We start from the raw sequence: 21,517 nt of genomic DNA, 5'->3' as shown, positions 1-21,517 counted from the left end.
GACCTCCTCCCCCTCGGCCCCCGGTCACCGGTGGGCCGCGCCCGGCACCCGGTCCCCCCGGCGGACGCCGGCTCTGCCGCCGCCCCTGCCCGGCGGGCGGTGACCCGGCGGCCCGGCGACGGCGGGGCAGCACATCACCCGGATGGCGGCCTGCGGCGGCATGCGGCCCGACGGCCGGAGGGAGGGTGACCATCGGACGGACGGACGAACCCCAGACGGCCGAGACCGCACGACACATCCGAGGTGCGCACCATGGACAGCCGACGACCCCCCTTCGTCGACAGCGCGGCCGGTGCCCTGCTGGACGCGGACGGCAGGATCGTCCGCTGGACCCGGGAGGCCGAGCAGCTGCTGTCCCTGCCCGCCTCCGAGGTCTGCGGCCGCCCGGTCCGTGAGCTGCTGGCCGACCCGGCCACCTGGACCGCCCTACTGGCCGAACGCCGGGCCGAACGCGCGGCGGCAGCGGAGCGGGCGGCAGCGGAGCGGGCGGCCTCCGCCGAGCCGGCGGCGACGCAGTCCCCGGAGCAGTCCTCCGACACCTGGTCCGGCACCGCGCTGGTGCGCTCCGGCCGGGGCGAGGAGCTGGGGATCGTCTTCCAGGTGCTCCCGCTGGAGGACAGCGACGGCCGGAAGCCCTCGGGCGCGGCCCGGTACTTCGTGCTCGCCGCCCCCGCCGAACTCGTCACCCAGTGGCGGCAGGACCAGGCGTTCACCCGGGAGCTGTTCCTCCAGGACCGGGTGGGCCTCGCCGTGTTCGACACCCAGCTGCGACTGGTCAGGACCAACACCCACCTGCTCCCCTACTCCGGCCTCCCGCCGGACCTGACCGGACGGCGCCTCGGGGACTTCCTGGAGCCCGCGGGCGCCGAGGCGGTCGAGACGCAACTGCACGAGGTGCTGCGGACGGGCCGGCCGCTGGTGATCTCCGGGGAGCTGGTGCGGACGATCGAGGAGCCGGGCGGCGGCGCGGCGATGGCGATCTCGGCCTTCCGGCTGCAGGCCGCCGACGGTCAGGTGATCGGGGTGACGGCGCTGTTCACCGACGTCACCGCGCTCCACCGCTCCGGCGAGCGGCTCGCCGTGCTGCACCGCGCGACGGCGGCGGTCGGCGGATCGCTCTCGGTCACCGGCACCGCCGGGGACCTCGCCGCCGTTTTGGCGCCCGGGCTGGCCGACCTGGCTGTGGTCGAGATCGCCGAGGCGGTGTTCACCGGCGAGGAGCCGGCGCCGGGCCGGGACGGCCGGCTGCTGCTCCGCCGGACCGCCGTCACCGGGGACGCGGACCTGCTGGAGGACGCGGGGCTGGACCGGGTGGCGGAGACGACGGCGGTGGAGTTCGACACCGAGGGCTCACCGATCGCCCCCGCCGGCCCTCCTACCCTGACCACCGCGGACGCCTCCCCGAGCACGGCCGGCACGATGACCGCGCCGCTGCGCGCCCGGGGCAGCCTCCTCGGCCGGGTGACCGTCCACCGCGCCGCCGGCCGCCTCGCCTACGAACCGGCCGATCTGGACCTGCTGCGTGAGATCGCCGCCCGCACCGCCCTCGCGCTGGACAACGCCCGCCGCTACACCCGCGAGCACCGCGCCGCCGTCAGCCTCCAGCGCAGCCTGCTGCCGCCCGCGCACTTCGAGACCGCCGCCGTGACCACCGCCAGCGTCTACCTGCCCACGGACACCGCCAGCGGCGTCGGCGGCGACTGGTTCGACGTGATCCCGCTCTCCTCGGCCCGGGTCGCGCTGGTCGCCGGGGACGTGGTCGGTCACGGACTGGAGGCCAGCGCCACCATGGGCCGGCTGCGCACCGCCGTCCGGACCCTCGCCGACCTCGACCTGGAACCCGACGAGCTGCTGGTCCATCTCGACGACCTGGTCTGCCAGTTGCTGATCGAGGGCGAGAGGCCGGAGGAGGACGGCGAGTGGCCCGCCGGTCAGCGAACCGGCCCGTTCGGCGCCACCTGCGTCTACGCCGTCTACGACCCGGTCTCGCGGCGGTGCGCGATGGCCTCCGCCGGACACCCGCCGCCCGCCGTCGCGGCGCCGGACGGCACCGTCGAGTACGTGCCGGTGCGCCCGGGCCCGCCGCTGGGCGTCAGCGGTCTGCCGTTCGAGGTGGCGGAGGTCGAGCTGGCGCCGGGCAGCGTACTGGCGCTCTACACCGACGGGCTGATCGTGGGGTACGGGGGCGACCTCGACGAGGGGCTGGCCGAACTGCGCAGCCGGATGTCCCGCCCCGGCGCCGCCGCCGCGCCGCTGCGGGAGCTCGGCCGCGCCATCGTCGACGGTCAGCCGGCGCACCGGCTGGCCGACGACGTCACCCTGCTGCTCGCCCGCACCCGGGCGGTGCCGACCGACGCCACCGCCACCTGGTCGGTGGAGGCCGACCCGGCGGCCGTCGCCCGGGTCCGCGGGAGTGCGACGGCGCGGCTGCGCGACTGGGGCCTGGAGGAGCTGGTCTTCACCACCGAGCTGGTGCTGAGCGAGCTGGTCACCAACGCCATCCGCTACGCCGGCGGCCCGGTCGAGGTGCGGCTGATCCTGGCGGAGCGGCTGACCTGCGAGGTCTCCGACCCCAGCGCCACCCAGCCGCGGATGCGCCGGGCCCGGCTCACCGACGAGGGCGGCCGGGGCCTGTACCTGGTCGCCCAGCTCACCAGCCGCTGGGGCAGCCGCTACACCCGCAACGGCAAGACCATCTGGGCCGAGCAGGAGCTGCCGTAGCCACCCCGGCCCGGGCCCGGGCCCGCCCGGGACGGCGAAGGGCCGGGACGGCGAAGGGCCGGTCGACCCGACGAAGTGTCGGGCCGACCGGCCCTCGTACGGCCGCCCGGAAGCGGGCCGGGGGATCAGACCTGGAACCAGCCCGGGGATCAGGCCGAGAAGTAGCCGATCAGATCGGCGACCACGTCGGTCGAGCCCCACTGGTTGGCGAACGACACCCGGCCGTCCACCACCGGGACCATCACCAGGGCCGACACCACCGTGCCCGGCCGGTAGTTGACGTTCGAGGCGTCCGGCCGGTCGATCCCGTGCGGATAGACCGTCAGGAAGCTGGTCTCGGTGGGCCAGACCGTCGTGACGTTCAACAGCACCGAGGTGACGCCGGTCGCAGGCACGCCCTCGACACCGGCCACCTTCAGGCTGACCATGTCCTCCGCCCCGCCCAGCGCACCGGCGCGGGCGCCCTCGCCGTCCCGGGTGTCCAGCAACCGCACCAGCCGGGCCGCCGAGTAGCTCGCGCCCGTGCCGCCGTAGTAGCCGACGACGTCGACGCCGAGGTCGACGGAGCCCCAGGCGTTGCGGATGTCCACCTTCCCGTTCACCACCGGCACGGTCACCAGGTTCGACACGTTCTGCCCGGCGGTGAAGTTCAGGTTGGACGCGTCGGGCGCCGCCTGACCGTTCGGGTAGACCGTCACATAGCCGACCTGTGAGGGGTTGACGGCCGTCACGCTCATCACGACCGCCGTGACGCCGGTCGCCGGGACCCCGCCCACGCCGGTCACCTGGAGCGGCACCACGCCGCCCCCGCCGACCCGGCCGGCGGGAGCGCCGACGCCCGAGACGGTGTTCAGGATGCGCGCCGGGGTGACCGGGCTCAGCAGGGCGCCGGCCCCGCTGTCGGTGTAGTACCCGGCGATGTCGACGCCGAGGTCGACGGAGCCCCACGCGTTGCGGATGTCCACCTTCCCGTTGGCCGGCGGCACGGTCACCAGGTTGGGCACGTTCTGCCCGGCCGCGAAGCTCACCGTCGGCAGGTCGGGCACCGCCTGGCCGCTCGGGTACACCGAGACGGCGCTGTTCTGCGAGGGGTTGACCGCCGTCACGTTCATCACGACCGCCGTGACGCCGGTGGTGGGGACGCCGCCCACGCCGGTCACCTGGAGCGACACCACGCCGCCCTGGCCGAGCCGGCCGGCGGGAGCGCCGACGCCCGAGACGGTGTTCAGGATGCGCGCCGGTGTGACCGGGACGAACCGGCCCTTCGCCGCCGCCACCGCGGGCGTCACGGTGAACGCCTTGGTGAGGCCGCTGCCCGTGCCGCCCGCGTCCAGCAGCAGGTCGTAACTCCCCGGCTCCAGGCCGTTGGTGTCGACCAGGACGGTGAGCGACGTGCTGTCCGGGCTGACCGAGATGGGCTTGACGAACGGCTGGGTGCTGCTCCAGGAGCCGTTGCGGCTCAGCTTCACCTTGGATCCCAGGGTGAGGTTGCTGCCGCGCAGCACGGCCTGGGTCTGCGTCCCGGCCGCGCCGGTCGCGGGACTGATCGAGCCGAGGACCTCCACCCGGGGCCTGCTGCAGTCGAAGACGCCGCAGGCTCCCTGCATGCTGTACTCGACCGGCGTCGCCGCCTTCGCCGCGCTGACCACCAGGACGGCCTGCCCCGCGGCGGCGCTCTGGGTGGTCTGGCAGCGGGTGCCGAACTGGCCGTAGCTGCCGCTGCACTGGTAGCTGAGGTCGTAGCCGTCCCACATCGCCGGTCCCACGAGGGAGATGTACGGCTGGTCCCCGCCGACGGCGCTACTGGTGCCGAAGACGCTGAAGGACTGCGACGGCTTCATGTCGATCACCGCGCAGTAGCCGGACGACGACTCGGTGAGCACCCCGCTCCGCACCGGGAAACCGTCCGCCGGGAGCGGGTGGGCGGTGCACTCCGCGGCCCAGCCGTCCGCCGTACCGACCTTCCAGGTGTCCACGTTGACGTGGATGTCCTTGCCCTGGTAGCCGGCCGCGAGCACCAGCACGGTGTAGGAGGTGGAGCCCGTGACCTTGCAGGAGACACCGCCCTGGACGCAGACGTTCCTGCCGTCCGCGTCGAGGACCTGCGCCTGCACCGAGCCACCGGTCGGCCGCGCGCCCAGCCAGAACTTGTCCGTGTCGGCGGCGGCGACCCGGACGCACCGGGCGTCCAGCGCGGAGTGCAGGTCCATCGGGACGGAGCGGCCACCGGCCGTGGTCGAGACGGGTGCGAGGCAGTCCGCGCTGGGTGAGATGTCCCGGCGGACCAGCTTGTAACTGTCGCCCCACCGCAGGTTGGTCAGCAGCGCCGTGTAGGACACGCCGGCCGTGAGCGGGCAGGTGATGACCGAGCTCGAAGCCGTCGAGCAGGCCACGTTGCCCTGCGGGTCGACCATCTCCAGCGCGGCGTTCAGCTGGTTCTGCGTGTTGGTGTAGTCGGCCATCTCGGCGGTGGAGTGCTGATCGGCGGGCAGGGCCAGGCACGCCTGCGGCAGCTCGTTGGTCAGCGTGACCTCCGCGCCCCAGGAGCCGTCGTACCCGCTCCGCGACCAGGCGGCGCAGCCGGCCGTCTCACCGGTCCGGTGGATCACCAGCTGGTACGCCTGGTTCGCCGTGCCGCTCAGGACGGCGCGGAACGGCGCCGTACCGGTCAGTTTGCAGACGACGTGGTCGCACTGGACCGCACCGGCCGCGTCGTAGACCGTGACACTCGTCCTGCTCCCGCCCGTCGGTGGCCGGTCGAGCAGGTAGAGACCGTTCCCGGAGGCCGTCGGCAGGGTGCGGCAGGCCTGTGCGCCCTGGGCGCCGAAGGTGCCGGTGGCCGGGCCGGAGACCAGGCCGTCGTCCTTGGCCGGGGTGCAGCCCCGGGTCTCCGCGTCCGAGCGGAAGGACATCCCGAACGCGCCGACGCTCGGGCTGCGCCCCTCGACCACCCAGGTGTACGTCCCGGGAGGGAGCTGACAGCCGGCGTGCGTCGCGCAGCCGCCGAACTGCTGGGTGCCGTCGGCGGCGAACAGTCCGCCGTACAGCTCGGACCCGTCGGCCCGGAGCGCGGCGAACGAGTACGGGGCCTGCTCGGTGAACCGCAGCACACGGCAGCGCGCGACCGGGCTCAGGTCCGGGGCGACGCCGAACGCCTGGGCGTCCACCACCGGGCAGCCCTCCGGGCGGGTGAGCCGCGCCAGGGTGAGGTCGTACGTCTGGGCCGAGCCCCAGACCTGCTGCGTCGTCACCCGGTACGGGGCCGGACCGGCGAGCGTGCAGTCGAGCTCGGTGGACTCGCTCGTGCCGTAGGTGGTGCAGACCCGCTTGCCGGTGGCGTCGTAGACGTCCTCCGCGGTCTGGTAGACCGACGAGTGGAGCCGCAGCACGTCCCCGGCGGCCAGCTCGGCCGGCGCGAAGCAGTGCCCCGAGGAGCCGACCGGCAGCTCACCGTGGAACGCGGTCGGAGCGCCGAGCGCGAGGTCGGTGCCGCTCGCCGCCTTGCAGGAACCGGGCGACAGCAGCGGCAGGTACGAGACCGCGAGGCCGTTCTGCTGACCGCTGCCGTCGCGGGCCGTGAGCTTGTACGTCCCGGCCTGGCCGGTGGCGCAGCGCAGCAGCGAACTCCCCCACGTGGGCCCGCCCGACGGGCTCTCGCAGGTCACCGCGGTGCCGTCCGGGGCGGCCAGGGACTGGTAGATCCCCGCTCCGCCGCTCGACCCGACGGCCTGGACGAACACGAGGTCCTGGGCCTGCGTCAGGGTGAACGAGAGGGTGGCGCTCTGGTAGCCCCCGAGGGTGCAGGTGACCACCGTCCCCGCGGTCAGCGTCTCCGGGCAGGCGCCGGTCGGCCCGGCCTCCGCGAGCTCGCGGGCCGCGGCCGCCTGCTCGGTCGTCGGGTCCATCGTGGGCGCGGCCTTCGGGCCGGCGGCGGGCGCCGTGCCCGGGCTCGCGGACGGCGCGGCGGGCGTGGCCGGCGAAGCGGCCGACGGCGCGGCGGAGGCCGAGGCGGCCGGCGGTGTGGCCGCCGCCGCGGGGGCGATCTGGCCCACCAGTGCGGCCAGCACGGCGAGCAGCAGGGTCCCCGGAGCGGCGATGCCCGCTCCCCTCCGTCTCTGTCGCACGCGTCTGCCTGACGGCAGCATGCTCATACGTACCCCCCAAGGTCTGGAACGCCCGACTGCCGTGACCGTCACAGCAGCTCCTGGGCAGGCGGAGTCTAGCGACGACGGCCCCGCCTTGATCGCCAATTTCGCGCCCCGCGGGACGCACCGGCGACGCCGAGACGCGGGTCACATCCGTGCGTGTCACAACCCGGCCGCCCAGTCCGTCTCAAGGGGTGCAGGGACGGACGACAACGGAGGAGCACCCCCATGGACGCGCGACTGAGCCTGTTCGCCACCCCGGCCGCCGGGAAGGCCTTCAGGCACCTGATGGCGCTGGGCAGGACGCTCAAGGACGGACCGCTGCCGGCGGCGACGCAGGAGCTGGTGGCGCTGCGGGTGAGCCAGATCAACGGCTGCGCGGTCTGCATCGACATGCACGGCAAGGAGGCCGCGGCCGCCGGCGAGACCGCGGCGCGGCTCAACCTGGTGGCGGCGTGGCGGGAGGCGACGGTCTTCACCGAGGCCGAACGGGCCGCGCTGGAGCTGGCGGAGCAGGGGACGCGGGTCGCGGACGCGGCCGGCGGGGTCGACGACGAGGTGTGGGCGCGGGCCGCCGCGCACTTCGACGAGGAGCAGTTGGCCGCCCTGACGATGCTGGTCTCGCTCATGAACATGGTGAACCGGCTCAACGTCATCACCCGGCAGCCCGCCGGCGACTACGAGGTCGGTCAGTTCCACTGAGTACGCGACGGGCCGGGGCGAGGGGCTCCCGCCCGCGGATGGTTCGGACGATCAGGAGAGGGGATCCGGCGTGAGCAAGGTCGAGGAGTTCGAGGAGCTGCGGTCGCTGCTGTTCTCGATCGCCTACCGCATCCTGGGCAGCGTGAGCGAGGCCGAGGACGCGGTGCAGGAGACGTGGCTGCGCTACGACGGCTCGGCGACCCGGCCCACGTCGGTCAGGGCCTTCCTGTCGGCGACGGTGACGCGGATCTCGATCGACGTCCTGCGCTCGGCCCGGGTGCGGCGGGAGGCGTACGTGGGCGCGTGGTTCCCCGAGCCGCTGCTGGACGACCCCTACCAGGACCCGGCGCGGTCGGCGGAGCTGGCCGACTCGGTGTCGATGGCGGCGCTGCTGCTGCTGGAGCGGCTCAGTCCGCTGGAGCGGGCGGCGTTCGTGCTGCGGGAGGTGTTCGGCTTCGGGTACGACGAGGTGGCGGCGACGGTCGGCCGGTCCGAGGCCGCCTGCCGACAGCTGGTGGTGCGGGCCCGCCGGCACATGGAGGCCGGACGGCCGCGCTTCGAGGCGGTCCGCACGGAGCAGGAGGAGCTGTCGGCGCGGTTCTTCGAGGCCCTGCGCGAGGGTGATGTGGCCGGTCTGCAGGAGCTGCTGGCCGCCGACGTGACGATGGTCGGCGACGGCGGCGGCAAGACCCCGCAGCTGGCCAGGGCCATCGTCGGCGCCGGGAACGTGGCCCGGCTGCTGGCCGCCTTCTTCCCCCGGCTGGCGCTGGTCGACGTGACCTGCGAGCCGCACGAGGTCAACCGCCAGCCGGGCGGGATCCTCCGCGACCGGAACGGCAGGGTGTTGCAGGCGCTGTCGCTCGACGTGCTCGACGGCCGGGTCCAGGCCATCCGCCTGGTCCTCAACCCCGACAAGCTCGGCCACCTCGGCCCGGTCGCCGACGCCTGGGCCGTCCACGACGAGGTCCGGAAGGCCGGCCGCCCGAGGCGGTGACCCCGGGACAACGAGAAGGCCGGTCGGCCCGACGTGGTGTCGGGCCGACCGGCCTTCCGCTGGTCTGACGACCAAGTGTGCGCGAGGGGGGAGTTGAACCCCCACGCCCTTTCGGGCACTGGAACCTGAATCCAGCGCGTCTGCCTATTCCGCCACCCGCGCATCTGGGTGATGAGGTAAATCGTAGCCCATCCGCGCGGGTGCTCCGAACCAGGTCAGTGGGGCCGCCGGGATCAGCCGGCGAGGCGCTCCACGATCCAGTCCAGCAGCACGGGGGACCCGTTGCTGTGCACGGTGTTGTCGTCGTCGAAGGCGACCTCGTCCAGGTGGCCCCGGTCGAGGTCCGCGTCGGTGATGGAGAGGTTCACGTCGACGTTCCACCGCACCGGGTCGAAGTCCAGCGCCGCCGCGCTGACGGACGGGACGAAGGCGCCGCTGCGGAAGTCCTCGGAGATCTTCGCCTTCAGCGCGTCCGCGACCTTGCCGAAGGAGTCCAGGGTGCCGCCGGGCGCCCCGTCCAGTGCCGGGACCTCGGTGGTGGTGCTGCGGCGCATCGCCAGGCCGAGGTGCATGCCGCCGATCGGCTGCTCCTCGCCCCGCTCCGGCTGGAAGCGGGCCGTGGCGCTGGCGATCAGGGCCTGCCAGTCGAAGGCAACCTCGCCCGCCGGCAGCGGGCGGCCGACGCCGTCGCGGCGGCCGTTGGAGACGCCCAGCTTGCGCGGGATCGACGGGAACTCGTCGAAGCGCTTGAGGTCCGCGAGGAACTCCTCGCGCAGCGGGCTGGAGGTGGCGACCGGCCCGGAGTACTTGGAGTTCTCCACCCAGGCCCAGAGCAGCTGCTGGGCGGCGGGGCTGCGGATCAGGTCGGCCTGCTTGGCGCCGTCCGGGCCCGCCGGGGTGTAGTCCTCGAAGAAGTAGGCCATCTGCTGGAGCACGAGCGGAATCCACGCGCCGTTGTGGGGCGAGTCGTAGGAGAGGTACGTCTCCGTCTGGTGGTCCATCTTCTGCGTCTCCAGCTTGGCGAGCGCGAAGCGGGTGACGATCCCGCCCATGCTCACCCCGCCGACGGTCAGCCGCTCGTCGCCCACCCGCTCGCCGATCACCCTCTGGATCGCCGCGATCGCGACCTCGGCGTTGGCCTGGATGTGGGTGTGCCGCTCCTCGAAGCCGAGCAGGACGATGTCGAAGCCCCGGGCGAGCAGCTGGTCGAAGAGCCCCTGCTTGTCGCCGTAGGGCTGGTTGAAGTACGCGAACAGCTCGGGGAGCTTGCTCGGGCCGTAGCTGAAGCCGTCCGCGAAGAGGAAGGGCTTGCGCAGGCCGACCTTCGGGTTGGCGTAGTAGACGGCCGCCTCGCCCTTCGCGGCCTGTCCCTTGTACTCGGCGCCGATCAGCTCCCAGACCACGTCGGCCTGGCGTCCGCCAGGGGCCGAGCGCTCCAGCGCGGAGGCGAACCACACGTCGGTCGTCAGCGAGGCGGCGAGCTCCGCCACCTCTGCCTGGCTGGGTTCCGCCTGGCCCCCCTTGAGGGTCAGGGCTACGTCGATCCGGGGTTCCTGTGTCATGACTACCGCCTCGGTCCAGTCGAACGGGGGATCACGTGCGCACAGTCGGTGACCGTAATGGTTTGATCACGCACCGCACCAGCGGAACACGCAGAGTGATCGAGATTGTTCGGCCGTAGTTGGCGGATGACCGGAGTTGGCCGACCGGTCAGACGGGGAAGTCGCCGGCCCGGACGGCGGCGAGGAAGGAGTCCCAGGCGGAGGCGGGGAAGAGGAGGGCGGGCCCGTCGGGGTCCTTCGAGTCACGCACCGGCACGAGGCCGGGGAATCCGGGGGCTACTTCGATGCACTCGCCGCCGTGATCGGCGCTGTAGCTGCTCTTCAGCCAAGAAGCCGCGGCGAACTCGGACTTCGTCATCTCGGTACTCCTCCATCGCTTCGGCGATCAGCGCGCGGGAGTCGCTGGCCGAGAGTACTTCCCCGCGCACGAGATCATAGTCGCGCCGATGCTCCGAAACGAGCGCCGGCTCCTCGCTGAAGTGCCCTCGGACGAGGCTCTCCGAGTAGAGCCACTCGACCCCATCTGCCATCTCCAGAAGGAACATTGAGACAGATGGAAGCCTGATCCCCGCATTCTGGAAGGGCGCCACCTGGATGCCGACGTTGGGTCGATCACTCATCGCGAGAAGGTGCTCCATCTGGGCCCGCATGACACCTGGCCCTCCAGTGACATTGCGAATGGCGCTCTCATGAAGGACCACCAGCAGCAACGGACCGTCGGACGCGAGGAAGCGGTCCTGCCTACTCAGCCGAGCCAACACACGCTCGGCAAGCAGCTCTGCGTTGCCACGGGCCTCTCCCAGACTGAACAGGGCACGGGCGTATTCCTCGCACTGGAGCAACCCATTGATCCGGGCGTACTGGAAGACTCTCTCGGCCACTGCCGCGGCCTCCAGTTCCACGAACCTCTGGAACCAGTCAGGGTGCTCGACCTCCGCGTTCCAGTCGACCCGCTCGTACAGCCGGGAGAGCAGGCCTCCCGTCCGCAGCGCCTTGTCCGCCTCCTCCAGCAGCTCGACCGGGAACTTGCGCTTGCCGCCCTCCGACTTGGTGACCACCGTCCGGTCGCAGTGCAGGAGCTTGCCCAGCTCCTCCTGCGTGAGCCCGGCCGCCTCTCGTGCGAACCGCAGCTCCTCGCCGAACAGTTCGGCCGAACTGGCAGTCGGCCCCGAGCGGCCCTTCCGATGTGACATCCCCGCCCCCTCTCGTGGCGGGACCCCCCGTCACGCCGAATTGGTCGCCACCGTACCTCCGTCCCCTCGATGATTGATGCCGGAACGCAATCTTCTGCTTGCACCGCGTGACCACGCGCCGTCCCGCGAGCCGCTTCCACTCCCCCATCGCCCCAGGAGGTAGCCACGCCATGTCCAAGAACTGCGTAGACCGCCGGCTGTTCGGCCCCCAGCACCGTCGGCCGCGTGAATTCGCGGCGCGGCTGGACTCCCGGGCTGCCTGCACTCCCCTGGCCCGGCTGATGCTGCGGGCCTATCTGGCCGGGATGCCGCAGGGCGAACGCTATTCGGACGTCGGCGAGTTGCTGCTCGGCGAACTCTTCGCCAACGCCGTCCAGCACAGTGACGCGCCGCCGGACCGCATGATCGAGGTCCGGTTCGCGCTGATCACCGACCGGCTCCGGATCGAGGTGCACGACGCGGGCACCGGCCGCCCGACCGCCCGGCTCTCCGCCACCGACGACGAGCACGGGCGGGGCCTCTTTCTCGTCAACGAGCTCGCGGACCGGTGGGGTTGCCGCCCGCGTGCGGGCGGGGTGGGCAAGTTCGTCTGGGCCCTGGTCGCCCCCGGGCCCGAGTACACCGGTCCCGCCTTCGGTCGTTCTCCCGGCGTCGTCGCCTTCTGACGGCAGCGCCGCCCGGCGCACTCACCGTGCGCCCCGCAACGGTTTCCCCCCAACGTGGGGTTTGGCTCAACCCATCGGCCCATGCGTACCGATGCCCCATGCGGCGCAAGTCCCGGGCGGGGTGGCGGCGCTGAGGGCTGCCACCCCGTTCGCCGCTCCTCCCCCGGTCGACGACTATCCGCTGCTCGCTACTTCGCGGCGTCGAGGGTGGCGCGCCAGAGCGGGCTGTCGACGTAGTGGTTGTCGTACTGCTCGGAGGAGTCCTTGATCTCCTGCGGGCTCGCCTCGCCGCGCATCACCCGGCCGAGCAGGCGCAGGTAGTCGAAGCGGGGCATGCCCGGGGTGAAGACGAAGAGCACGTCGGCCTCGGAGCCGGGCGCCGCCGCGAAGGCGTGCGGGGTGTGCGGCGGGACGAGCAGCAGGTCGCCGGCGCCGAGGACCTTGATCTCGTTCTCGACCAGCACCTGCAGCGAGCCGTCGATCACGAAGAACAGCTCCGAGGCCCGGGTGTGGAAGTGTGCCGGGGCGCCGACCGCGCCCTTGGCGAAGGTCGAGCGGTAGCTGGTGATCGAGCTGCCGTCGGTGCCGCAGTCGGCCAGCAGGGTCATCACGCTGCTCGGGTCACTGGTGGTCTCGGCCTCGGCCGCGCGGGTCAGCACGGGCTTGAGGTCGGCGGCGGCCGGGATGAGGTTCGCAGCGGTGTTCACAGTCGTTCTCCGTGTTTCGGGTGGTGGGCCCCGGGTCTCTCGCCGTGGCCTTGTGTCTACGACTCTACGCAGTCGAGAGACCCGGGCCAGGGTGCATTTCCGACCCACTTCCATGGGTCAATTCTCGATGCCGCCCGACATGACCCGACGTCATCCGAGCTCTCCGCACCAGCTGTTCAAACGTCCCGGCGCCGCACGACGACCACCGCGAGCACGACGGCGACCAGCGGCCAGAGCAGGTACACCGCCCACGAGCCGGGGACGGTCGCGGTGTACGCGAGGGAGTCGGGATCCGCCGGCCAGTTCTGGACCAGGCGCCGCCAGGCGGTGGACGGCATCAGGTGGTTGACGTCCGCCGACCAGCGCGTCCCCTCCGAGAACATCGGGGGCAGCAGCACCAGCGTGAAGACCCCGGTGACCACGGTGGTGGCGGTGTGCCGGATCAGCACCCCGAGACCCAGCCCGACCAGGGCGCAGATCGGGGCCACCAGGGTGCACGCCACCAGGGCCCGGGCCAGCCCGGGGTGGGTGGCCGGGGCTCCCCCGCCCCGCACGGCCTGGGAGGCCAGGAAGGAGCCGACGGCGGTCGCCGCGCCGACCGCGGTCCACAGCGCGGCGGTGACGGCCGCCTTGGCGAGGACCACCTGGCCACGGGCGGGGACGGCCACCGTGGTGGTGCGGATCAGCCCGCTGCTGTACTCGCTCACCACGGTGATGGCGCCCATCGTGGCGGCGACCAGCATCAGGGTCCAGTACCCGGCCGCCGGGAAGGCGTTGAAGGGGAGGAACTCGCGGGGCGCGCCCGGGACCGCGGCGCCGTCGTGCGCCGCCATCGTCGCCGCGACGGCGGAGCCGATGACGAACACCGTGGTGACCGCGATCGCCCACGGGGTGGAGCGCAGCGACCGCATCTTGATCCACTCGGAGGCGAGCAGGTCTCCGAAGCGCACGGGGGAGGCAGTCGCCGGGACGGCTGCGGGGGCGACTGCGGGGGCTGCCGCCGGGGCGGCCGTGGACGTGGTCATCGGGGCTCTCCTGCCAGGTATTCGACGCTGTCGGCGGTGAGTTCCATGAAGGCCTCCTCCAAGGAGGCGTTCCGGGTGGTCAGTTCGTCCAGCAGGATCCGGTGCTCCAGGGCGAGCGCGCCGATCCGGTCCGCCGGCAGTCCGGTCACGGTGAGCCTCCCGGTACCGGCCGGGTCCGGCGGTGCGACCGAGCCGCCCGCGGCGGTCAGCACCGCCGCCAGTTCGGCGGCCTGCCGGGTGCCCACCACGACGCCCCGGCCGGTACTGCGGGCCGCGAACTCCCCGACCGGCTCGGCGGCGATGAGCCGGCCCCGGCCGATCACCACGAGGTCGTCGGCGGTGTGCTCCATCTCCGACATCAGGTGGCTCGACAGCAGCACCGTGCGCCCCTCGGCGGCCAGGCGCCGGAACAGCCGGCGCATCCAGAGCACGCCCTCCGGGTCCATGCCGTTGACCGGTTCGTCGAAGACCAGCACGGGCGGGTCGCCGAGCAGGGCGGTGGCGATCCCGAGCCGCTGCTTCATGCCCAGCGAGAACCCGGCGATCCGGCGGGCCGCCGCCTCGGCCAGCCCCACCTCCCGCAGCACCTCGTCGACCCGGCGCAGCGGAATGCCGTTGCTGCGGGCCAGGGCGGACAGTTGGGCCGCGGCGCTGCGTCCGCCGTGCACCTGGTTGGCGTCGAGGAGCGCGCCGACGTGCCGCAGGCCGCGCGGGTGGGTGCGGAAGGGGAGGCCGCCGACGGTGGCGGTGCCGGCCGTCGGCGCGTCCAGGCCGAGGATCATCCGCAGGGTGGTGGTCTTGCCGGCACCGTTGGGGCCGAGGAAGCCGGTGACCCGGCCCGGCCGCACGGTGAAGGTGAGACGGTCGACGGCGGTCCTGCCGCCGTAGTGCTTGGTGAGTTCCTTGACTTCGATCACGAGGACGACTCTGCCCGGGCGGCCCTCGTCCGGGCATCGGGCCCGGGGCGACACCTCGGCCGGCGGGATCCGCCCACGGGCGTACGCCCCCGGGCCGATGCCGCGTGGCCGGCCGCTGGCTAACCTCGCCGCATGAACGTCGGAACGATCACCCCGCGCACCGCCACGCCCCCGCCCCGGCCGAGAGCCGCCGTGCCGGTGACCGGCACGCGGGTCGCGGCCTGGGTGGGCGGCTCCGTCTACGTCCTCGCGACGGCCCTGCTGGCGGGGGCCACGCCGCGGGCTCCGCACGCGCTGCACGCCGTCGGGTCGCTGCTGGCCGTGAGCCTGCTCGTCGGTGTGCTGCGGAGGATGCCGCTGCTGGCGCTGACGATGGCTCTGCTCGGCTCCGCCCTCGTGGTGGTGGGCACCGGGAACTCCGGCGGTCCGCACCTGGCGCTGACCTACCAGAGCCAGTTCCTGCCCTTCCTGGCGGTGGACGCCCTCCTGGGCTTCGTCGTCGCCACCGGTGCGCGCCGGGCCTGGATCGGCGCCGTGACCGTGTCCACCCTCGTCCAACTGCTGCTGGTCGGCGGCTTCGCCCACGGGGACAACCTGACCGCCAACGCCGTGATCGCCGTCCTGGCGACGGCCGCGGCCTGCACCGTCGGCCTGCTGGTCCGCGAGCGCCGCGAGCACGCGGTGGCGCTGCGCTCGCAGGAGGTGGCCGAGGCGGTGACCGCCGAACGGCTCCGGATCGCGCGGGAGTTGCACGACATGGTCGCGCACAGCATCGGCATCATCGCCATCCAGGCCGGGGTCGGGAGCCGGGTGATCGAGACCCAGCCCGCGGAGGCCCGGGAGGCGCTGCGCGCCATCGAGGCCACCAGCCGCGAGACGCTGGCGGGTCTGCGCCGCACGCTGGTGGCGCTGCGGCAGAGCGACCCGGGGCCCGCGGAGTCGAAGCGGGCGCCGCTCGCGCCCTCGCCGGGTCTGGCGGACATCGACGGGCTGGTGGCGGCGACGGCCGACGCGGGGGTGCGGGTCGACCTGCGCCACCGGGGGGAGCGGCGTCCGCTGCCGGCCGAGATCGAGCTGTCCGCCTACCGTATCGTCCAGGAGGCGCTGACCAACGTGGTCCGCCACGCGGCCACCGGGCACTGCCGGGTGACCATCGATCACGGGGACGGGGAGCTGTCGGTGGAGATCGTCGACGACGGGCGCGGCGCCGCCACGAGCGGGCCGGACCACGGCTTCGGGCTGGTGGGCATGCGGGAGCGGGTCGCCCTGCTGCACGGCCGGCTGAGCGCCGGGCCGCGCCCCGGGGGCGGCTTCCGGGTGGCCGCCCGGCTGCCGCTGCCCGCCGCAGTCACGGCGGTGGCCCGATGAGCGTCCGCGTCCTGCTCGTCGACGACCAGCCGCTGGTGCGGTCCGGACTGCGCGTGATCATGGCCGACCACCCCGACCTGCTGGTGGTCGGCGAGGCCGCCGACGGCGCCGAGGCCGTCCGGCTGGTCGGCGAGCTGGGCCCCGACGTCGTGGTGATGGACATCCGGATGCCCGGCATGGACGGGATCGAGGCCACCCGGCTGATCACGGCCGGACCGGCGACGGCCCGCGTCCTCGTGCTGACCACCTTCGACGAGGACGACCACGTCTACGACGCGCTGCGGGCCGGGGCGAGCGGCTTCGTGGTCAAGGACATGGCGCTGGACGACATCCTCGCGGCGGTCCGGGTGGTCGCCGACGGCGACGCGCTGATCGCGCCGGGCGTGACGCGCCGGCTGATCGCGGACTTCGTCGGGCGCCCCGGGGCCGCCCGCCCCGGGGCCGCCCCGGAGGGCCCGCCCCCGACGGTCGAGGGCATCACCGAGCGGGAGCGGGAGGTGCTGACCCTGGTCGGGCGCGGCCGGTCGAACGCCGAGATCGCCGAGGACCTCTTCATCACGGTGGCCACCGCCAAGTCGCACGTGTCGCGGCTGCTCGCCAAGCTGGGCGCCCGGGACCGGGTCCAGCTCGTGATCACCGCCTACGAGGCCGGGCTGGTCACGCCGTCCCGGTGACCGCCCGACCCGGCCCGGGGGACCGGCCCGCCGTGGTGTACTGGATCAAGTCGACCCGCGCAGCGCGCACTTGGGGGAGCCGTGTTCCACAGCGACGACCGGCGCCCGCCCGGCATCCGGACGCCCGACCGGGAGACCGCCGAGGAGTTCGGCGAGCCGGTCGCCGTGCTCCGCGACGCCCCGGCCGGGTGGCTCACCCTGCTGGGGCGGCAGAGCTCGGACGGGTTCCTGCACTGCCTCGACGTCGGCTACCACCGCGGCACCGACCTGATGGCGACCGTCCAGACCTCCCGGCCGCTGCCGGAGAGCCACCGGGTCCGGCCATTCAGCACGCCCGAGTCCGAGCTCTGGGTCTTCCTCGCCAACTCCGGGCGGATCAGCCACGGGACGTTCCCGGAGGACCTCGGGCCCGTCCGCCACGAGGTCGTCCTCCGCCTGGACGGGCTCGCCACCCGGGTGGCGGGGTACCGGTCCCACGGCTGCACCAGCGCCTCGCTGCCGTGCGGCGCCGGGCACCTCGTCGTGACCGCGCCGGACGCCCATTGGGAGGCCGTCGCCGACCTCGTCCTGCGCCGGGCGGGCGACTTCCAGGGGCGTCCTCGGCCCTGAGCCCCTGCCCCTGCCCCTGCCCCTGCCCCTGCGCCCGCTCGGCGCCTGAGCCGCTCAGCGGTCGAGGGCGATGGCGTGCTTGGCCCGCTCGACCGACTCCTCGGCCGGCGGGCCGCCGGGGTTCTCGGTGGCCAGCGCCTGGTTGAGGGCCACGAAGGGGCGCATCCGCTCCTCGTAGCGGGTGAAGGCGGCGCGGTGGTCCCCGCCCGCCGCCCTTTCCCGCCCGAGCTCGTCGGCGAGCACATGGGCGCCGACCAGCGCGAGGCTGGTGCCCTGGCCGGAGAGCAGCGAGGCGCAGTACCCGGCGTCGCCGACCAGGGCGGTCCGGCCGACGGACCAGCGGTCGAGGTGCACCTGGGCCATCACGTCGGCGTAGAAGTCGGGCGCCCGCTCCAGCGCGGCCAGCAGCCGGGGCGTCTCCCAGCGCAGCGCGCCCATCCGCTCGGCGACCTGCCGCCTGGCCTGCGCCATGTCGCGCACGGCCGGTTCGTCGCTCCCGTAGCCGAAGGTGATCCGCAGCTCGCGGTTGCCGCGCACCGGGTAGATGCCGTAGCCGGCGTGGCCGTCGCGCTGCCAGACCTGCCAGTCCTCCAGGCCGAGGAAGTTGTCCGCGCCGAAGATGGCGACGTGGGAGCCGAGGTGGCGCAGGAACCGCTCCTCGGGGCCGAAGGCCAGCCTGCGGACCCCGGAGTGCAGGCCGTCCGCGCCGACCACCAGGTCGAAGGTGCGGGGCGCGCCGTGCGCGAAGGTGACGTGCACGCCGTGCTCGTCCTCCCGGAGCCCGGTGATGCTGTCGCCGCTCACGAACTCGACGCCTTCGGAGGCGTGTTCGTGCAGCAGGGCGACGAGGTCCTCGCGCAGCAGCTCGACGTCGTCGCTGTCGAGCCGGCCGCTGCTGTAGGTGGCCTCGGTGGAGCGGTGCACCTCGTTGCCGTCGGCGTCGAGGACGGACATGCCGCGCATCCGGGTCCGGGCGGCCCGGATCGGCCCGGTCAGACCCATCCGGTCGACGACGTCGAGTGCGACGCCCCGGATGTCGACGGCCTGGCCGCCACGGCGCGGGGCGGCGGCGAGTTCCACCACCGTCGGGGCGAAGCCGTTGCGGCGCAGCCAGTGGGCGAGGGTGAGGCCGGCGATGCCGCCACCGGAGACGAGGACGGTCTGCATGAGGAACTCCCCCTGTTCGCGACCGGTCACCCGGACGCCTGTGTCTGTACGCTGTAAGCGAGCTGCTCGCGCGCAGCTCGCGCTCTGAATGTACGACGTAAATTCAGAGGCATGCAAGGGCCTGACCAGCAGGTCAGGCCGCATCTGTGCTAGTACAGCAAGCCTTTCGGCAGGCATCTCGGCCGGTCGGCTCTGAGCTAGTACAGGGCGGATGACCGCGAAAAGATCTTCCGAGGAGTCGACAGCATGGCCACGGACATGGACCCGCCCTACCGGCGCATCGCCGCCGACCTCCGACGGCGGATCGCCACCGGCACGCTCGCCCCGGGCGAGCGGGTGCCCTCGAACCGCCGGCTCGCCCAGGAGTGGGGCGTCGCCCTCGCCACCGCCACCAAGGCGCTGACCGTGCTGCGGCTGGAGGGGCTGGTGGAGGCCCGGGCCCGGGTCGGCACCGTGGTGGCCGGCGGCCCGACCGGACCGGACGCGGCGGTCGCGGCAGGCCCGGAGGTCGCGCCGGCCGCAGCTGCCGTCGCGCCCGTGCCCGCCCCGCCCACCGCAGCCGCCACCACCCCCGCACCGGACCGCGCGCCCGCCGGGGACGGCGAGCTGAGCCGGGAGCGGATCGTCCGGGCAGCGCTGGAGCTGGCCGACGCCGAAGGGCTCGGCTCGCTCTCGATGCGCGCCGTCGCCGGGCGGCTCGGGGTGTCCGCGATGTCGCCGTACCGCTACGTCACCAGCAAGGAGGAGCTGGTCATGCTGGCCGCCGACGCGGCATTCGGCGAGGCCCGCTACCCGGCCGACCCGCCCGCCGGCTGGCGGCCCCGCCTGGAGCTGGGCGCCCGCACCCTCTGGGCCCTGTTCCGCCGCCACCCCTGGCTCGCGCAGCTCAGCCCGGTCACCCGGCCGCTGCTGCTGCCCAACCTGCTGGTGCACGCCGAATGGGCGCTCGCCGCGCTCGACGGCCACGCCCTCTCCGCGCCGGCCATGCTCGACATCCACGTGCTGCTGTACAGCTACATCGAGGGCATCGCCGTCAACCTGGAGCGCGAGGACCAGGCCCGAGCCGCCACCGGCGTCACCGAGGACCAGTGGATGGACCGCCAGCTCCCCGTCATCGGCGCGCTCGCCGACTCCGGCCGCTTCCCGGTGTTCGGCCGGCTGATGGCCGACCTCCCGAACGGCTACGACCTGGACCTGGACACCCTGTTCGAGTTCGGCCTGGCCAATCTGCTGGACGGACTGGCCTCGCGCGTCGGCCCGGGGGCGCCCGCCGGTCCCTGATCCCCCTCGCGCCCCCGGAAGGCCCGGCGGTACTCGCGCGGGGCGACCCCGACCCGGGCGACGAAGACAGGCCGCAGCGAGACCGCCGCACCGAAGCCGCAGCGGACCGCGACGGCGTCCACCGGCAGGTCCGTCTCCTCCAGCAACCGCTGGGCCAGGAGCACGCGTTGCTCCAGCAGCCAGCGCAGCGGCGTGGTGCCCGTCGCGCCGGCGAAGCGGCGGGCGAACGAGCGCTCCGACATCAGCGCCAGCCCGGCCATCCCGCGGACCGTCCACGGGGTGTCGAGGGCGGCCAGGACCTCGGCGCGGACCCGGGCCAGGACGTCGTCACCGCCGGCGTCCTCGGGGACCGGCGACGGGATGAACTGCGCCTGCCCGCCGGCCCGGAAGGGCGCGGTGACCATCGCCCTAGCGATCGTGGCGGCGGCCTGCTGGCCGTGCGCGGCGCGCACCAGGTGCAGACAGAGGTCGATGCCGGCCGCCACCCCGGCGGAGGTCCAGAGCCCTCCCTCGCCGGTGAAGAGCACCTCCGGACGGACGTCCACCGCCGGGAAGCGCCGGGCCAGTTCGCCGGCCAGCGCCCAGTGGGTGGTGGCGGTCCGGCCGTCCAGCAGCCCGGCCTCGGCGAGGACGAAGGCGCCCGCGCAGAGCGAGGCGACGGTGACGCCGCCCTCGTGGGCGGCGCGCAGGGCGGCCGGCACGGCCGGGTCGCGCGGCTCGTTCAGCCGCTCCATCCCCGGGACGACGACCAGATCGCACTCCCGAAGCGTCTCCAGGCCGAAGTCCGGCACCCGCTCCAGCCCACCGCCGAGCCGCACCCGGGCGCCCTGCGGCCCGCAGACCCGCAGGTCGAAGGCGGGCAGCCCGGGCCGGGTCAGCCGGTTCGACCACACCTCGCCGATCACCGCGTAGTCGAACGCCCGCACGCCCTCGAAGATCAGGCAACCCACAGTCCGCATGGCAGAAATCTAGCGACGAAGGGCGCCCTGGCGCCCGGGCGCGGTGGCAGGAATCGATCGATGGGTGGCGCCGGCGCCCCTCACCCGGGCTGCCCGGGCGCCGACACGATGGACGCATGACGAACACCGACGCATTCGACGCCCCGCTCAGCATCGACTCCGACGCCGTACTCGTCGTCATCGACGTCCAGAAGGGCTTCGACGACCACGCGTTCTGGGGCGAGCGGGACAACCCGGAGGCCGAGCGGCGGATCGGCGAGCTGATCGGCACCTGGCAGGAGACCGGGCGCCCGGTCGTGGTGGTGCAGCACGCCTCGCAGACCGGGCCGCTGGCGCCGGGCACCCCGGGGTACGAGCTGAAGGACGTGGTGGCGGACGTCAAGGCGGACCTGCACATCACCAAGCCGGTGAACAGCGCCTTCTACGGCACCCCGGACCTGCACGCCTGGCTCCGGCAGCGGGGCGCCCGCCAGGTCGTCATCGTCGGGATCATGACGAACGTGTGCAACGAGACCACCGCGCGGATGGCGGGCAACCTCGGGTACGACACGATCTTCCCGACCGATGCCATGCACACCTTCGACATGGCCGGGCCGGACGGCGTGACCGTGCCGGCCGCCGAACTCGCCCGGGCCACCGCGACGGTGCTGCACGCGATGCGCTTCGCCAAGGTGGTCACCACCGGCGCCGTCCTGGCGGCGGCGGTCAGCTGATCAGCGCCTCATGGGCCGCGCCCTCCACCGCGTCGAGCAGGACGAAACCCCGCCCCGGCAGTCACTCCAGGCACCGACAGGACCCGGCGGCGGCCGCCCCCGCACACCGGGGTGC

Annotated in this window: 18 protein-coding genes and 1 tRNA gene; 9 read left to right on the top strand and 10 right to left on the bottom strand. The window is 73.6% G+C overall.

Going from position 1 to position 21,517, the window contains the following annotated elements:
* Positions 1-252 precede the first annotated feature (252 nt).
* Positions 253-2,721, top strand: a complete 2,469-nt coding sequence (locus ABZ495_RS04895) for a SpoIIE family protein phosphatase (protein WP_359809018.1) — start codon at positions 253-255, stop codon at positions 2,719-2,721.
* Between the two features lie 149 nt (positions 2,722-2,870).
* Here ABZ495_RS04895 and ABZ495_RS04890 read toward each other — a convergent pair whose 3' ends face one another.
* A complete protein-coding gene (locus ABZ495_RS04890) occupies positions 2,871-6,845 on the bottom strand; it encodes a hypothetical protein (RefSeq protein ID WP_359834465.1) in 3,975 nt (1,324 codons plus the stop codon).
* 249 nt (positions 6,846-7,094) lie between these two features.
* Between ABZ495_RS04890 and ABZ495_RS04885 the strand changes: the two genes are divergently transcribed.
* Both ABZ495_RS04885 and ABZ495_RS04880 read left to right on the top strand, forming a co-directional pair.
* The gene (locus tag ABZ495_RS04885; protein ID WP_359809020.1) at positions 7,095-7,568 is read left to right on the top strand and encodes a carboxymuconolactone decarboxylase family protein; all 474 of its coding nucleotides are present in this window, start codon (positions 7,095-7,097) and stop codon (positions 7,566-7,568) included.
* Between the two features lie 70 nt (positions 7,569-7,638).
* Entirely contained in the window at positions 7,639-8,562 is a 924-nt protein-coding gene (locus ABZ495_RS04880) for an RNA polymerase sigma-70 factor (protein WP_359834463.1), read from the top strand.
* A gap of 78 nt (positions 8,563-8,640) precedes the next feature.
* On the opposite strand, the gene ABZ495_RS04875 is transcribed toward ABZ495_RS04880, so the two are convergent.
* The 4 genes from ABZ495_RS04875 to ABZ495_RS04860 form a co-directional block, all read right to left on the bottom strand.
* Positions 8,641-8,724, bottom strand: a tRNA-Leu gene (locus tag ABZ495_RS04875).
* 71 nt (positions 8,725-8,795) lie between these two features.
* Entirely contained in the window at positions 8,796-10,124 is a 1,329-nt protein-coding gene (locus ABZ495_RS04870) for a hypothetical protein (RefSeq protein WP_359834461.1), read from the bottom strand.
* A gap of 148 nt (positions 10,125-10,272) precedes the next feature.
* On the bottom strand, positions 10,273-10,410 hold the full coding sequence (locus ABZ495_RS04865) for a DUF397 domain-containing protein (protein ID WP_329492275.1): 138 nt from the start codon (positions 10,408-10,410) through the stop codon (positions 10,273-10,275).
* The gene (locus ABZ495_RS04860; RefSeq protein WP_359809025.1) at positions 10,367-11,317 is read right to left on the bottom strand and encodes a helix-turn-helix transcriptional regulator; all 951 of its coding nucleotides are present in this window, start codon (positions 11,315-11,317) and stop codon (positions 10,367-10,369) included. Before ABZ495_RS04860 ends, ABZ495_RS04865 begins: the two co-directional genes overlap by 44 nt.
* Positions 11,318-11,487: 170 nt before the next feature.
* On the opposite strand from ABZ495_RS04860, the gene ABZ495_RS04855 reads away from it, so the two are divergent.
* Positions 11,488-11,982 carry an ATP-binding protein gene (locus ABZ495_RS04855; protein WP_359834460.1) on the top strand — a complete coding sequence of 165 codons (495 nt, stop codon included), beginning with the start codon at positions 11,488-11,490 and terminating at the stop codon, positions 11,980-11,982.
* Between the two features lie 188 nt (positions 11,983-12,170).
* Here ABZ495_RS04855 and ABZ495_RS04850 read toward each other — a convergent pair whose 3' ends face one another.
* The 3 genes from ABZ495_RS04850 to ABZ495_RS04840 form a co-directional block, all read right to left on the bottom strand.
* Positions 12,171-12,689: a cupin domain-containing protein gene (locus ABZ495_RS04850; protein WP_329489950.1), complete on the bottom strand. Its 519-nt coding sequence runs from the start codon at positions 12,687-12,689 to the stop codon at positions 12,171-12,173.
* A gap of 176 nt (positions 12,690-12,865) precedes the next feature.
* On the bottom strand, positions 12,866-13,714 hold the full coding sequence (locus ABZ495_RS04845; RefSeq protein WP_359834458.1) for an ABC transporter permease: 849 nt from the start codon (positions 13,712-13,714) through the stop codon (positions 12,866-12,868).
* Entirely contained in the window at positions 13,711-14,631 is a 921-nt protein-coding gene (locus ABZ495_RS04840; RefSeq protein WP_359834456.1) for an ATP-binding cassette domain-containing protein, read from the bottom strand. The genes ABZ495_RS04845 and ABZ495_RS04840 overlap by 4 nt, the downstream gene beginning before the upstream one ends.
* A gap of 132 nt (positions 14,632-14,763) precedes the next feature.
* Between ABZ495_RS04840 and ABZ495_RS04835 the strand changes: the two genes are divergently transcribed.
* The 3 genes from ABZ495_RS04835 (at position 14,764) to ABZ495_RS04825 (ending at position 17,282) form a co-directional block, all read left to right on the top strand.
* Entirely contained in the window at positions 14,764-15,999 is a 1,236-nt protein-coding gene (locus ABZ495_RS04835; RefSeq protein WP_359834454.1) for a sensor histidine kinase, read from the top strand.
* Entirely contained in the window at positions 15,996-16,673 is a 678-nt protein-coding gene (locus ABZ495_RS04830) for a response regulator transcription factor (RefSeq protein ID WP_329489946.1), read from the top strand. Before ABZ495_RS04835 ends, ABZ495_RS04830 begins: the two co-directional genes overlap by 4 nt.
* An 81-nt stretch (positions 16,674-16,754) precedes the next feature.
* A complete protein-coding gene (locus ABZ495_RS04825) occupies positions 16,755-17,282 on the top strand; it encodes a hypothetical protein (RefSeq protein ID WP_359834452.1) in 528 nt (175 codons plus the stop codon).
* 54 nt (positions 17,283-17,336) lie between these two features.
* Here the strand turns inward: ABZ495_RS04825 and ABZ495_RS04820 are convergent, their stop codons facing one another.
* Entirely contained in the window at positions 17,337-18,449 is a 1,113-nt protein-coding gene (locus ABZ495_RS04820) for an FAD-dependent monooxygenase (RefSeq protein ID WP_359834450.1), read from the bottom strand.
* Positions 18,450-18,695: 246 nt separating this feature from the next.
* Here ABZ495_RS04820 and ABZ495_RS04815 point away from each other — a divergent pair, with 246 nt between their 5' ends.
* A complete protein-coding gene (locus ABZ495_RS04815) occupies positions 18,696-19,730 on the top strand; it encodes a TetR/AcrR family transcriptional regulator C-terminal domain-containing protein (RefSeq protein ID WP_359834448.1) in 1,035 nt (344 codons plus the stop codon).
* Here ABZ495_RS04815 and ABZ495_RS04810 read toward each other — a convergent pair.
* Positions 19,631-20,689 carry a helix-turn-helix domain-containing protein gene (locus ABZ495_RS04810; protein WP_359834446.1) on the bottom strand — a complete coding sequence of 353 codons (1,059 nt, stop codon included), beginning with the start codon at positions 20,687-20,689 and terminating at the stop codon, positions 19,631-19,633. The two genes, ABZ495_RS04815 and ABZ495_RS04810, sit on opposite strands and share 100 nt — an antisense overlap.
* A 116-nt stretch (positions 20,690-20,805) precedes the next feature.
* On the opposite strand from ABZ495_RS04810, the gene ABZ495_RS04805 reads away from it, so the two are divergent.
* Positions 20,806-21,402 (top strand): cysteine hydrolase family protein, encoded by a 597-nt coding sequence (locus tag ABZ495_RS04805; protein ID WP_359834444.1) that lies wholly within the window; start codon positions 20,806-20,808, stop codon positions 21,400-21,402.
* Positions 21,403-21,517 lie beyond the last annotated feature (115 nt).

It is taken from the genome of Kitasatospora sp. NPDC005748 (assembly GCF_040630735.1).
Taxonomy (GTDB): Bacteria; Actinomycetota; Actinomycetes; order Streptomycetales; family Streptomycetaceae; genus Kitasatospora.
The sequence above is the reverse complement of the archived record's forward strand: the minus strand, read 5'-3'. Positions and strand labels throughout refer to the sequence as shown.

Bases quoted from the DNA above. Each gene is read 5' to 3' on its own strand.
- ABZ495_RS04895 (WP_359809018.1), top strand. From the start codon at position 253: ATGGACAGCCGACGACCCCCCTTCGTCGACAGCGCGGCCGGTGCCCTG.
- ABZ495_RS04885 (WP_359809020.1), top strand. From the start codon at position 7,095: ATGGACGCGCGACTGAGCCTGTTCGCCACCCCGGCCGCCGGGAAGGCC.
- ABZ495_RS04870 (WP_359834461.1), bottom strand. From the start codon at position 10,124: ATGACACAGGAACCCCGGATCGACGTAGCCCTGACCCTCAAGGGGGGC.
- ABZ495_RS04860 (WP_359809025.1), bottom strand. From the start codon at position 11,317: ATGTCACATCGGAAGGGCCGCTCGGGGCCGACTGCCAGTTCGGCCGAA.
- ABZ495_RS04855 (WP_359834460.1), top strand. From the start codon at position 11,488: ATGTCCAAGAACTGCGTAGACCGCCGGCTGTTCGGCCCCCAGCACCGT.
- ABZ495_RS04845 (WP_359834458.1), bottom strand. From the start codon at position 13,714: ATGACCACGTCCACGGCCGCCCCGGCGGCAGCCCCCGCAGTCGCCCCC.
- ABZ495_RS04835 (WP_359834454.1), top strand. From the start codon at position 14,764: ATGAACGTCGGAACGATCACCCCGCGCACCGCCACGCCCCCGCCCCGG.
- ABZ495_RS04830 (WP_329489946.1), top strand. From the start codon at position 15,996: ATGAGCGTCCGCGTCCTGCTCGTCGACGACCAGCCGCTGGTGCGGTCC.
- ABZ495_RS04820 (WP_359834450.1), bottom strand. From the start codon at position 18,449: ATGCAGACCGTCCTCGTCTCCGGTGGCGGCATCGCCGGCCTCACCCTC.
- ABZ495_RS04815 (WP_359834448.1), top strand. From the start codon at position 18,696: ATGGCCACGGACATGGACCCGCCCTACCGGCGCATCGCCGCCGACCTC.
- ABZ495_RS04810 (WP_359834446.1), bottom strand. From the start codon at position 20,689: ATGCGGACTGTGGGTTGCCTGATCTTCGAGGGCGTGCGGGCGTTCGAC.
- ABZ495_RS04805 (WP_359834444.1), top strand. From the start codon at position 20,806: ATGACGAACACCGACGCATTCGACGCCCCGCTCAGCATCGACTCCGAC.